Here is a 10,299-nt window from a genome sequence, read left to right as displayed (position 1 = left end):
GCGCACAGACGCTCAGTGAAAGTGAGTGAGTGATAGTAGTGATTCTGTGGCGGCTGTATACGAAAAAGGCCGCACTAGGCGACCTCTTGAATGTGAACTTGTAAGCAATCCTTACAGCTTTAATTGGCGACACCGGAATTCCGGCATCGGAATAATATCAACCAGTTATAAATAGAACATCAGATAAAGCCTGTTTCTTTTTTTTAATTGGTTGGTTAAAATAAAAGACGACCAAGAGTTTTTTTGGTTTAGCTATAAACATGATTTGCAATCTTTTGCCACCATCCTAAAAAGTTGGTGGCTTTTTTATGCTCACTCGAATTCATCAAGCATATAAACCCTTGCAATGCAAAAAGCCCCACCGAAGTGAGGCTCTATTAATCTGGTTAAGCCAACCTAAGAACAATTAAGGCAGCTTACCTGATAAGTATTGTCCATTTGGCCATTTCTGTCAATAGCAAAGTTCAGTTATTTTTCTAACTTTAGCTACACGTTTGCGACCGTTCATTGCATTTCGTAGAGGTTCGTATAATAACCACTGACAAGCTTTCAGCTTTTCGTCAACCTCTCTTCGACATGTTCGCAATGATGGAACCTTTACTTTTCCTCCTGACCTTGTGTTCATTTTGCGAGGTTTTGCATTGTTATGGTAGTAAGATGCTATCGAAAGCTTTGACGCGCCGTACACGTAGTAACTTATCAATATCTTGTAAGCCTGCTTGTCAATGGCGATGACAGAATCTATGACCTGAGAAATCAACATTCCGTCATCGTCATTACACATCGGCCGTGTTAGATTTTTGCTTGGGTCAACTGATTGCATGAATTTGTATATGATGTTAATTTTCCTCATGTCTACTCGGCCTGAGTGAACCCAAGCGCCCCACAATTCAAGCCATCCATTAAGCCAGTCGAATTGCTCCTTTGTAAGTTCTTTCTCTCCGATGTAGTTCATCTCACCCCCTGCAATACTTCACTCTTTCCTTTTATCGCTCCGCCGATTCCACCGCGATGTATAACCATAAGCTGCCCATTTACAATGATGTGCTTTTCTGCTCGCGTATCGAATGCGTACTTCTTTACTGTATTTCGCGATGCGCTTATCCAGCCAGCCACTCGAGTTTGATTTCCTCTGGCTTTGATGAGTAATTCTGGAATGGTTGTTATCTCAGCCTGCATCATCTATCTCCCATATCATGATATCCAGTGAGCCGCCTTTAACCCTCTCGCCGCGTTTAATTCGAAAATCATCTATCTGCTCGTCGTCATCCCAAAAGTTGGCGTGAGTAAGCGAATCGAAAACAGCTTTAGGCAAGTTATCGAGGTCTCTTTTGCGTTTGTCTGGAGGGTTTGCAGTGATGATTATCTTGATGCGAGAGGTGGTTTTGATATCTAGGTTATGTTGCTTGATGTAATCTGTTACTTGCTTTCGGTAGCCTGTACCCTTTGATGATATATAGTGCCTGCCTTTGCAGTGTCGCCAGTACGTATTTACTGAAGGCGGCCACGGCAACTTGAGGTGATATTGCTTCATGATGGTTCTATCAATCCCCCTCTGGTTAGCTCCCTAAGTGTTAAAACAATCGCCCTATCCATCAGTTGACGTCTTTCAATTCGACTCAACTTGCTGCCGTTATCAATCTCATGATGGCAGTGCTGACATAATGCTGCTGTGAGGCTATCGTCAACCTTAAGCCCCATCCCCTTATCTTCGTTTCTATGTGCTACCTGAGTGCCATAGCGACCACACAAGACACAACATTCGATTTGAGCTACGGCTTTGAGCCATTTTTTTGAGCGGTAGATACTTGTCATTTCTCTAGCTCCCACTCTGCAAGTGTGATAACCAACATCGGGTTACTACTACCTTCAATCTTCCGCATTGCTTCATACGCTAAGTGCTCTTTAAATTTGCGCTTTAATAGCCCTGCACACTTCCTGACGGCTTCATTAGACTTATGGATAGCCCAACATAGCTTTAATGTTATCAGTGCGCTCATAAACGCTTCTGCTTCGTTTTTCATCTCCACATCCTATTAATCATTGTTCGCGGTGTTGGCTTGAGCCATTTTTGGGTAGGCAGGTTGACTGATACGTCGAAATATTTCGGGTTAATATTGAGCATTTTGACTGGGGAATAACCTTGTCGCTTGTAATGCTCACAAAGTCTTTCTGCTTCTTCGTAAGTGAGAAGTCTGTGTATGTGGGGTTCTGTCATCTCTCTTGCTGCTCCTTGAGTTATTCCCTGTGACCGTAGTAGTTATATTCATAACGAGTTGTACGCAGCTTCACGCCGTTTTCTACCGCCCAAGCTGTCGAGTATTCAATTAAGCTACTCATGCGCTTCTTGCCCATCTGAGACGTGCTCTCGCGAATGTTTAATAGCTCGCCTTCAATGCCACGAATTAGTGGTGACTCTTTCGCTCCTGTAGTAACCATCCAGTGACCAGACACAAAGACATTCTTCCACTGCCATAATTTCAGTGGCTCATTGTTGAGTGTCATTTGCTTTGACACATCACCACATAGCGCATGGAACATGTCGTTCTGCGGTAGTGTTCGGCTGGATTCTGAGATTTTTACTTCTAGGGGGAATTCTTCGTTGAGGGGTAGAGCATTTATTGTGGCTATTAGGTTTTCACGTATTCGTTTATTTCTTAGAAGAAACTTTGTGGCTTTCTCCAAGTTAGCCTCCTATTCATTTTTCAAGAAACACGTTGTTGAATAAGAAAAAACAAATATAAGTCATAGATGTTAACCAGAGAATTATCGCTGCTGCTGATATAACCTTCATCGTGATAACAAACCAATTATTATCTCCGTCGAATACTTTCAGCATGATAAATGCCATTGCAAAGCCTAACCCACAAAATAGGTTCATGCTGATTTTGTACATCAATGTTATTAGGTCACTCACTGTTAGCTCTCCTGTTCCATGCTGCGATTGCTTCACCCTTGGTGTACTTAAGCCCTGTAGCTAATTCACACTCCGTGCATTCAACCCTGTGAAACCTATCTACACCGTCAAATTTATGGGTAAGTATTCCCAGCTTATTGCTTCCGCACATAGGGCATTTCTTGAGTTCGTTCATGCTACAACTCCCACCATTGGTATTTTCGCTTAGCTTGCAAAATTAGCTTTCGCCAAATTGCTACGGCTTCTAGTTTTAATTCCCGCTCTGTTATCATTCACCATCTGGCATTGGTGGGAGTGGCATCCAGTGTGATGGGTAGCAAATCAACTGAGTTCCAAGTATTTCTTGGTCTAGCCAGCAAAAGTCCCCATCATCATCTAGATATGCGACCATCATTTCTTTAGTGTCGTCACAGTAGACCAACACTTCAGTACTATCTTCAGGTAGTGAATCACTACACTTAACCCAATTAGTTCCCTGCATTAGATGCCTCCACCTGTTAACGTTGTTCCTTTCATCACTCAACACCTCGTCCAATTGCTGATGTTTTCTAGTTCATCGATTGATGGGAGTTCCCTGTCATCCCATACGTCATTAAAGTCGCTGATACGCATGGCGTGAAGCATGGTTCCTAATCTCACCATCCCATGACCTACGCCCTCTGGCGTTTTTTCGCTACGTTTAGTTTCCTGCATCATTTGTTACCCCAAGCCCAGTCAATAAGTTTTTTTGACACCCATAAATAAAAACCAACCGCTGCCAAGAACCCGTTAAAAATAAGCAGGTCGAAAGCTAGTCTTTCAGTGTTAAATTCAGTGATAGTTAGAAACATGAGAAGTAGAAATAGATAAAAAATTATACAAACGATAATTGCTCTATAGTTCATCTAGAAGTCCTTATGATTCAATTGGTAATCAACCAAAGCCTGTGTAAGTACACCGTTTAGTTCTTTAATCCGATTAGCGCACTCTTCCATTTTTTCCAACAATTCAAATACAAGTTTGAAGTCGATATTGTTCATCCTAAAAATCCTCATTCTGAAAAATAAACTTTGCATTCACACTTAGGGCAACACTTGTCTTTGGTGTGAGTAAGTCGCTTATTTTTGATTAATTTTGCATCTAATAAATTGTAAATGTGCAGGCATCGATAACACATAACTCGCTTGTCTATGCTCATCTAGAAGTCCTTATGATTTGGTGTGTTAACAACTTGCTTCACCGCCAAGTGAGTCAATGAGCGAGTCGATTAGTCGCGTCATTTCACCTGTAAACAGAGCAAAATCTGCATCAAATCGCTGGGCGATATCTTCTCTGTCGATATCATCGTTTTGCTCTTTTAGCACATCTGAGAACTTGATTTTTTTAAGTGATCCATCGTCGCACAAGGTAAATTGAATGGTTTCATTCCAATCTAGAGATAATTTCGTTACTAATTTACCTGCTTCAATGTGTGAGGCTATTTCGTCAGAAACTAAATCTTGCTTCTTGAATCTGGCAATGCCACCTTCTTCTAAAATTGCTTTAAGTTCCGCCTCATCGGTAAAATTAAACCCTTTAGGGATCGTTCCATCACGCAACCATTCAGTTAGTGTTAATTCGATAGGTGTTTCCATTGTAAGAGGAACTATAGGCAGCGAACCTAGTGTTTTTCTCAGTAGTGCCAGTGTATCTTCGGCTCGTTTTGCACTACTTGCATCGACAATGATTCTTTGATTGTCGTTATCAATCCAAATTCTGACTACAGATTCCTTGCTAAAAGCTCGAGGTAGCAATGTGTGAATAACTTCGTCTTTCAAGCTGTCTTTCTCGGTCTTTTTCAGCCTACGCCCTTGGTCGGCTTCCAGCTTATCAACCTTGGCTTGCAGCTCTTTTTTGATAACATCAGACGGTAATATTTTTTCTTCACGCTTGGCAACAATGAGTATTTGATTACCTACTGAATGAGTTAATGCTTCACCTGTTTTGATGGGATTAGTCCAACCAACTTTCATCATGTCCTGACTTCCACAGGGTGAAAATTCAAGATTTTTTAATTGCGTTTCAAGTTCATCTGCTGAAATTTGAATGTCACGAGTTATACGATACACAATCGCATTTTTGAAAAAATTCATGTTTATTTCCTTAAATAGATTTAGGGTTAAGATTCAATTTCTTTCTAATTGAAGCAAGGTGTTCTAATGATTTTTCTTTGCTGGTTGGAATATGTAACTGAGGTATTTGTTTAACTGGCGCTGGAATAGTTTCACCTGCTTTGATTCTTGCAGTCATGCTCCGTAACTCTTTGGCGCAAAGCTTCTTAACCTCGCTATCCGTTAGGCTTTTACTTCGCATCTCAGAGTAAATTTTGGTAACCATCCAGTAGCAAGCGTTTGAGGGCCATTTCATTTTACGCCAGCCACGCATTTTGCAGTATTCTCGATAGAGTTCGTAAAGCTGATCCTCGTCAGGCAAACCAAGAGCTACATAATCTTCTTCCTTGCACCACTTGATAAATTGACCAACAGCAGGCCAGAAAGGGTTATCACTTGCCCTTGCATGTCGCATACCGTTTTGAAGCTGCTCTCTGGTAGTAATTCCATTTTCAGCAAAGGCGGCGATCCATTGTCTCTTAGCGTCCATTTCGTCACTTGGGTTTTTAAAAACGGTACTAACTGACGCAGGAAAGAGTTGCTTTAAACTTTTGAATAGTGAATCAACCATCTTTTCAGCGTTTGAATTGACTACTTTTTTTGTGATATCTCCCTGTGACATTCTGGCTAAAGCGCCCGCATCACGATTATTAATTACCGCCATTAAATTGGTTTTCAAATGAAATCCCTCCATGCCTCCGGCGTGTTCCAGCTACCCTGCTGTGATGTTATTGCCTGATGGTTATTTTTAGGTTTAAACAGCCCTTGCCAGCCATTAGTTATGGATTGATTAATTATTTCTTCAGGCGAATAACCTTCTTCGAGACATTGCAGTAAAAATTTAACCTGTAACTCAAAGGTCTTTTTAGTTTTGAGAGGTTTTTTAATTTCATTCCTGTAATCAATCCAGTTGAACCAAATTTCACGATCCAACCAATCAGGGATAGATTCCTTCTTCGCATCAAATCCCTTTTTCTTTGGTTCATTGTTTGTTTCTAGTGACTGATTCTGTGACCCGTTTTTGGGTACATTCAAAGACCCGTTTTTGGGTACATTCAAAGACCCGTTTTTGGGTATATTCAAAGACCCGTTTTTGGGTATATTCCCTTTTTCGGTATCATCCCGTTTTTGGGTATATTCGGCATCAATATTTAAACGCAAAACTCTTACTCTTTTTGTTGGCCCTTTTCTTTCGCCTGTGTCTGATATCAAGCCATCTTCAATCATTAGGTTTATCCATTTGCTAATGGTCTTTTTATCTAGCCCAGTGTCCTTTACTAACCTCTGTATGCTTGGGTAACAACAGTGATATTCATCAGCCCTATCCGCCAAAGATAAAATCAATATTTTTTGAGGTGCTTTTAGGTCTAGGCTCCACGCCCAATCAGTAGCTGCTCTGCTCATGCTGCCTCCAATTGCTCTCTAGCCAGTAACCCAGCGATCCACTGAATTCCTTTAGGCGTAAATTTAACTTGTGTGTATGCGTGACCGTTGATTTGATTCTCACCTGTTTTTACATCAAAACGCCCTGCGTCAAGGTGTTCTGAATAAGGTGTTAATTTTCCAGCCAGCTTGTACATAATTCGTTTTGAAAGTAGAAACTCTCTAAAGAAGTTCTCTTTCACTTTTAGTAATTTGCTCACCTCTCTAAAACCCAGTAAGCCAGTAGCTTGAACGTACCGATCAACAAATTCAGCTTTAGGCGCTGCAATTGCCAATTGCTGCTCAACGATTTGTTTCTGCTCTGCTAGGTCTGCCGCCAGACGTAAAGCTTCTGGCAGCGTTTGAGGAATGAGGGATTTTTGAGATTCAAGTTCTTGCCAGCGTTTAATAATTGCCATTCTTAACTTGATGCTGTAACCAGAAATCAAACATAGGCATTCTTCTTTGTTAAGCAGAAGCATTTGCTGTGTTCGATTTTTGCTGTCCGTGTAATCTCCTAACTTTTCAGGAGATTGAATTTCAGCCAACATCTTACGGATATCAGCCATCACATTGTCGTGTCTCTTGCCTGTAAGGTCTGCAATTTCACGACTGCTCATGGTCACTTCGCCGTTGTATGTGTTTACTAAAGTAGTTATTTGGTTCATAATTACCTCATTGGGTTGTTGTATCAAAAAGGGAATCCGTAAATTTCCCTTGTCACCATTACTGGTTGTTGATACAGTTGTTTTGACAGTTAAATATCCAAATTGATTTGAGCCTCATCATTCGCCGTGGTTGAGGCTTTTCTTTTAACCTTTCCCTTCCCTTCAAGAGCTTGAATAACCCTTTCTGCATAATCACCTTCAAGAACAACTTTCGTTGGCTTATCGCTGATGTTTACCGAATCAGGCGGCAATCCGAACTTACTCACCAACTGGCAAGCTAAATCGAATATTCTGGCTTTATCTCGACTGGATTTTGATGGGTGTATTCCTAGCGCCTTAGCGAGTCCGTTATTACCGACTGAATACATTTGTTGAATGTAAAACGTCATCAATTCGTTTGATGAGCACTCTACTTTGATATTTTTTGCATTTTCCATTTGTTAAATTCCTTTTGACGTAGCTAGTCCGTGACTCACGATCCAGTGAGTGTGTATTACTCCTGATGCAGGAGCTTTGGGCTTGATTGTTAAAGAGCGATGGTGTTACCAGTATTGTTTCCCTAAATCCCATAAGTGCGGTAAGTCTGGGCGTATGTCTTTCCCTTTAACTTGACCATTTGTAGCCTTAACAATTAATGGGATATGTTCAGGCGATACTTTTGCCTTGTTATGTAGCCACTTAAAAACTGCTTGCTGTGTTATGCCACATGCTTCACCTAGTTTTTTTTGTGTCCCTACAATCTCAATGGCGGTTTTAATTGCTTCGTTCATAAAAAACCTCCGTTGTTTATTTTTATATAATAAAACCTTAGTTGTTTTTAATCAACAACTATATTCGTTTGAATAACAACAACTGAAGTTGTATCTTGCTAACTATGAAAACGACACTTGCACAACGATTGAAACAGGCCAGAAAAAACGCAGGGATCACTCAAAATGAGCTAGCTAAACTCGTGGGGGTTTCTCAGGCCGCTATCCAGAAAATTGAAACAGGAAAAGCAGCTACATCTACAAGGTTAATTGAGATATCCAAGGCTCTTAACGTTGATCCTGAATGGCTTTCTGTAGGTACTGGTGATAATCCAGTCCCACATATTAGCTCGTCAGTAAAAATTGAACTTGCTGATGATGTAGGAAATATTGAGAGATACCGAGTGGAAGTTCTTGATGTGGAAGCAAGCGCTGGAGAGGGCGTTATAGTAATTGATGATTTTATAGAAACAATCACATCTATAGAGTATTCGGTAGAAGAAGCAAAACGATTATTTGGTGGTAGACCTTCAAATACGATAAAGATGATCACCGTAAAGGGTGACTCTATGGCTGAAACGTTCGAACCTAGGGATCAGATATTCGTAGATATAACCACAAACTTTTTTGATGGTGACGGGATTTATGTGTTCGTATTGGATAACCAGCTCTACATAAAGCGATTGCAGAAACAGTATAAGCGCCTAGCAGTTATATCTGACAATCCTAGATATGAAACTTGGTATCTAGACGAAGATGCTATTAATGGGCTTTATATATGCGCTAAGGTGCTAGTTAGCCAGTCTATTACTTATAAGTTTCACAGCTAACCCAATGGCCTGACGACACGTTCATATGAAAAAATTATGGGGTTGTATCAAGCAGCACAAGGTAGAAATAACCGCAGCACTATCCGTGATTGCAATGCTGGTATGGTTTGATTTTGATGATGATGCCATATTCCAACTCTACGAGATGATTTTTGGACGGCCTGACGACACGTTTTAGGAGAATGCATGGCATTTAACGACATTGAGATAGCTAACATTAAGCGGTGTATGGAGTTTTTCATGGAAAAGCGCCGACCTGCTGAACACCTAAGGGATGAGCTGGATTTAAGCTATAGCATTGAAGATGACTACGTTGTCATATTTGAAGTAAGACGCCTTACTTGGAGTGACGGGCAAGCTCAAGAGCCGATAGCAAAAATTACACATGACAAATCTAACAGCTCTTGGTCTCTGTTTTGGATGGATAAAGACAGCAACTGGCACAACTACGATGAAATAATGCTAGGCAGTTTTTCTGACGCCATTAGGCTCGTTGAAGATGATGCCCGTGGCTGCTTCTTTGGATGACGACACGTTTTAGGGTGTGGTTGATTAATAAGTTGGATTTTTATTGACATAAAGATAGGGAAGTTACCATAATGGTAGATAAGGTAATAAGCTCATATGCAAACTCACCACCAAAGAATTTAGCAGAAAAAGCAGAGAGAGAAATACCTTGCGGGCCTCTATATCCAAACATTCTTGATGTAATAGACAAATGTGACATCAAGCCAGCAACCATGAAATGCATTGATGATATGGCATTTTATGGAATTACTGGTGATAAGATAAGAAAATGGTTGAGGCTGGCCATTGCTTCTGATGGGTATATAAATTCCGTATGGTGTAGATTATCTCCAAATAGGAACTGTATTGCTGCATGTGATGCATATAGAGTTGAAATTGAAGAGAAAGACTGGAACGCAGAAAAAATTGAAACTGTGCATATGTATCTAAAATTTTTCATTTCAAAAACCGGAACAACTGTAATGCAAGTCTCCGCACATCCATCAATATTTAATGATTAAAAGGGGTCTAATGAAACAAGATAATTTATGCCCTATTTGCGGTGATGGAATACTGCAACAAAAAGTAACAACCGCCACTAGAGAGTTTAATGGGAAACAAGGCGTTATTGCCATTCATTACTCAGAGTGCTCCGAGTGCGGATGTGAAACTGCTTCAGAAAAAGATATGAAGCTAAACGCAAGGAATATGAATAAATTCAAAAAACAATGCCTTGGTTTGCTAACTGGAAAAGAATTGCTTTCTATTAGAAATGATCTAGGAATAAGCCAAAGGGAAGCTGCTGATGTTTTTGGCGGTGGGCCTAACTCATTCACTAAGTATGAGCACGATGATGTCATTCAGTCTGTAGCTATGGATAGATTAATACGTACCGCTTATAAGTATGACGTTGTTCTTTTAGATCTTTGTAAGCAAGCTGGAATTTCTACAAACAAAATGCATCTACATAAAATAATAAAAGCCTCCATTTCTAAGGAAATACCCAGTCAGTATACAGAACTAGCGCATTACTCGCATGGCATATCTGCAAAACAATTAGTTTCCTAGAATAGAGAT

At 40.4% G+C, this 10,299-nt stretch carries 19 protein-coding genes; 4 read left to right on the top strand and 15 right to left on the bottom strand.

All coding sequences use genetic code 11. The features are described from left to right. Positions 1–451: 451 nt before the first annotated feature. From PSF11_RS10835 to PSF11_RS10775, 15 genes are all read right to left on the bottom strand, one after another. The gene (locus PSF11_RS10835; protein WP_004916449.1) at positions 452–955 is read right to left on the bottom strand and encodes an antiterminator Q family protein; all 504 of its coding nucleotides are present in this window, start codon (positions 953–955) and stop codon (positions 452–454) included. Beyond that, the gene (locus PSF11_RS10830; protein ID WP_404824058.1) at positions 952–1,182 is read right to left on the bottom strand and encodes a protein ninH; all 231 of its coding nucleotides are present in this window, start codon (positions 1,180–1,182) and stop codon (positions 952–954) included. The genes PSF11_RS10835 and PSF11_RS10830 overlap by 4 nt, the downstream gene beginning before the upstream one ends. Beyond that, positions 1,169–1,534, bottom strand: coding sequence for a RusA family crossover junction endodeoxyribonuclease (locus PSF11_RS10825; RefSeq protein WP_060561200.1), 366 nt, complete (start codon positions 1,532–1,534; stop codon positions 1,169–1,171). The genes PSF11_RS10830 and PSF11_RS10825 overlap by 14 nt, the downstream gene beginning before the upstream one ends. Then, complete coding sequence (locus PSF11_RS10820; RefSeq protein ID WP_053110584.1) at positions 1,531–1,815, bottom strand: hypothetical protein; 285 nt, start codon at positions 1,813–1,815, stop codon at positions 1,531–1,533. Before PSF11_RS10820 ends, PSF11_RS10825 begins: the two co-directional genes overlap by 4 nt. Then, on the bottom strand, positions 1,812–2,024 hold the full coding sequence (locus tag PSF11_RS10815; protein WP_249890480.1) for a DUF7740 domain-containing protein: 213 nt from the start codon (positions 2,022–2,024) through the stop codon (positions 1,812–1,814). Before PSF11_RS10815 ends, PSF11_RS10820 begins: the two co-directional genes overlap by 4 nt. A gap of 214 nt (positions 2,025–2,238) precedes the next feature. Then, positions 2,239–2,685, bottom strand: a complete 447-nt coding sequence (locus PSF11_RS10810; protein WP_104873294.1) for a recombination protein NinB — start codon at positions 2,683–2,685, stop codon at positions 2,239–2,241. A 224-nt stretch (positions 2,686–2,909) separates the two neighbouring features. Continuing rightward, the gene (locus PSF11_RS21325; protein WP_404823638.1) at positions 2,910–3,092 is read right to left on the bottom strand and encodes a Lar family restriction alleviation protein; all 183 of its coding nucleotides are present in this window, start codon (positions 3,090–3,092) and stop codon (positions 2,910–2,912) included. A gap of 93 nt (positions 3,093–3,185) precedes the next feature. Continuing rightward, a complete protein-coding gene (locus tag PSF11_RS10805; RefSeq protein WP_272682809.1) occupies positions 3,186–3,398 on the bottom strand; it encodes a DUF551 domain-containing protein in 213 nt (70 codons plus the stop codon). A 549-nt stretch (positions 3,399–3,947) separates the two neighbouring features. Beyond that, positions 3,948–4,073, bottom strand: a complete 126-nt coding sequence (locus PSF11_RS21320) for a hypothetical protein (protein WP_419178880.1) — start codon at positions 4,071–4,073, stop codon at positions 3,948–3,950. Positions 4,074–4,119: 46 nt separating this feature from the next. Further along, positions 4,120–5,028: a recombination-associated protein RdgC gene (gene rdgC, locus PSF11_RS10800; RefSeq protein WP_105874274.1), complete on the bottom strand. Its 909-nt coding sequence runs from the start codon at positions 5,026–5,028 to the stop codon at positions 4,120–4,122. 10 nt (positions 5,029–5,038) lie between these two features. Then, positions 5,039–5,725: a replication protein P gene (locus PSF11_RS10795; protein ID WP_081045582.1), complete on the bottom strand. Its 687-nt coding sequence runs from the start codon at positions 5,723–5,725 to the stop codon at positions 5,039–5,041. After that, entirely contained in the window at positions 5,722–6,450 is a 729-nt protein-coding gene (locus PSF11_RS10790) for a helix-turn-helix domain-containing protein (RefSeq protein ID WP_154599048.1), read from the bottom strand. The genes PSF11_RS10795 and PSF11_RS10790 overlap by 4 nt, the downstream gene beginning before the upstream one ends. After that, positions 6,447–7,136 carry a phage antirepressor KilAC domain-containing protein gene (locus tag PSF11_RS10785; protein ID WP_272682808.1) on the bottom strand — a complete coding sequence of 230 codons (690 nt, stop codon included), beginning with the start codon at positions 7,134–7,136 and terminating at the stop codon, positions 6,447–6,449. Before PSF11_RS10785 ends, PSF11_RS10790 begins: the two co-directional genes overlap by 4 nt. 89 nt (positions 7,137–7,225) lie before the next feature. Continuing rightward, positions 7,226–7,573, bottom strand: a complete 348-nt coding sequence (locus PSF11_RS10780; protein ID WP_272682807.1) for a hypothetical protein — start codon at positions 7,571–7,573, stop codon at positions 7,226–7,228. A 105-nt stretch (positions 7,574–7,678) separates the two neighbouring features. Further along, positions 7,679–7,906, bottom strand: coding sequence for a transcriptional regulator (locus PSF11_RS10775; RefSeq protein WP_004916506.1), 228 nt, complete (start codon positions 7,904–7,906; stop codon positions 7,679–7,681). Positions 7,907–8,010: 104 nt separating this feature from the next. Between PSF11_RS10775 and PSF11_RS10770 the strand changes: the two genes are divergently transcribed. The 4 genes from PSF11_RS10770 (at position 8,011) to PSF11_RS10755 (ending at position 10,290) form a co-directional block, all read left to right on the top strand. Beyond that, entirely contained in the window at positions 8,011–8,715 is a 705-nt protein-coding gene (locus tag PSF11_RS10770) for an XRE family transcriptional regulator (RefSeq protein WP_004916509.1), read from the top strand. Between the two features lie 186 nt (positions 8,716–8,901). Further along, entirely contained in the window at positions 8,902–9,243 is a 342-nt protein-coding gene (locus PSF11_RS10765) for a DUF3024 domain-containing protein (RefSeq protein ID WP_272682806.1), read from the top strand. Positions 9,244–9,314: 71 nt separating this feature from the next. Further along, positions 9,315–9,743 (top strand): hypothetical protein, encoded by a 429-nt coding sequence (locus tag PSF11_RS10760; protein ID WP_272682805.1) that lies wholly within the window; start codon positions 9,315–9,317, stop codon positions 9,741–9,743. Between the two features lie 10 nt (positions 9,744–9,753). Further along, positions 9,754–10,290: a type II toxin-antitoxin system MqsA family antitoxin gene (locus PSF11_RS10755; RefSeq protein WP_272682804.1), complete on the top strand. Its 537-nt coding sequence runs from the start codon at positions 9,754–9,756 to the stop codon at positions 10,288–10,290. Positions 10,291–10,299 lie beyond the last annotated feature (9 nt).

Origin of the sequence: Providencia sp. PROV119, from assembly GCF_028482435.1 — a bacterium.
GTDB lineage: Bacteria > Pseudomonadota > Gammaproteobacteria > Enterobacterales > Enterobacteriaceae > Providencia > Providencia stuartii.
This window is presented reverse-complemented; position numbering and strand designations above follow the sequence as displayed.

Bases quoted from the DNA above. Each gene is read 5' to 3' on its own strand.
- PSF11_RS10830 (WP_404824058.1), bottom strand. From the start codon at position 1,182: ATGATGCAGGCTGAGATAACAACCATTCCAGAATTACTCATCAAAGCC.
- PSF11_RS10805 (WP_272682809.1), bottom strand. From the start codon at position 3,398: ATGCAGGGAACTAATTGGGTTAAGTGTAGTGATTCACTACCTGAAGAT.
- PSF11_RS10835 (WP_004916449.1), bottom strand. From the start codon at position 955: ATGAACTACATCGGAGAGAAAGAACTTACAAAGGAGCAATTCGACTGG.
- PSF11_RS10820 (WP_053110584.1), bottom strand. From the start codon at position 1,815: ATGACAAGTATCTACCGCTCAAAAAAATGGCTCAAAGCCGTAGCTCAA.
- PSF11_RS10825 (WP_060561200.1), bottom strand. From the start codon at position 1,534: ATGAAGCAATATCACCTCAAGTTGCCGTGGCCGCCTTCAGTAAATACG.
- PSF11_RS21325 (WP_404823638.1), bottom strand. From the start codon at position 3,092: ATGAACGAACTCAAGAAATGCCCTATGTGCGGAAGCAATAAGCTGGGA.
- PSF11_RS10780 (WP_272682807.1), bottom strand. From the start codon at position 7,573: ATGGAAAATGCAAAAAATATCAAAGTAGAGTGCTCATCAAACGAATTG.
- PSF11_RS21320 (WP_419178880.1), bottom strand. From the start codon at position 4,073: ATGTGTTATCGATGCCTGCACATTTACAATTTATTAGATGCAAAATTA.
- PSF11_RS10760 (WP_272682805.1), top strand. From the start codon at position 9,315: ATGGTAGATAAGGTAATAAGCTCATATGCAAACTCACCACCAAAGAAT.
- PSF11_RS10755 (WP_272682804.1), top strand. From the start codon at position 9,754: ATGAAACAAGATAATTTATGCCCTATTTGCGGTGATGGAATACTGCAA.
- PSF11_RS10770 (WP_004916509.1), top strand. From the start codon at position 8,011: ATGAAAACGACACTTGCACAACGATTGAAACAGGCCAGAAAAAACGCA.
- PSF11_RS10815 (WP_249890480.1), bottom strand. From the start codon at position 2,024: ATGAAAAACGAAGCAGAAGCGTTTATGAGCGCACTGATAACATTAAAG.
- PSF11_RS10790 (WP_154599048.1), bottom strand. From the start codon at position 6,450: ATGAGCAGAGCAGCTACTGATTGGGCGTGGAGCCTAGACCTAAAAGCA.
- rdgC (WP_105874274.1), bottom strand. From the start codon at position 5,028: ATGAATTTTTTCAAAAATGCGATTGTGTATCGTATAACTCGTGACATT.
- PSF11_RS10765 (WP_272682806.1), top strand. From the start codon at position 8,902: ATGGCATTTAACGACATTGAGATAGCTAACATTAAGCGGTGTATGGAG.
- PSF11_RS10775 (WP_004916506.1), bottom strand. From the start codon at position 7,906: ATGAACGAAGCAATTAAAACCGCCATTGAGATTGTAGGGACACAAAAA.
- PSF11_RS10785 (WP_272682808.1), bottom strand. From the start codon at position 7,136: ATGAACCAAATAACTACTTTAGTAAACACATACAACGGCGAAGTGACC.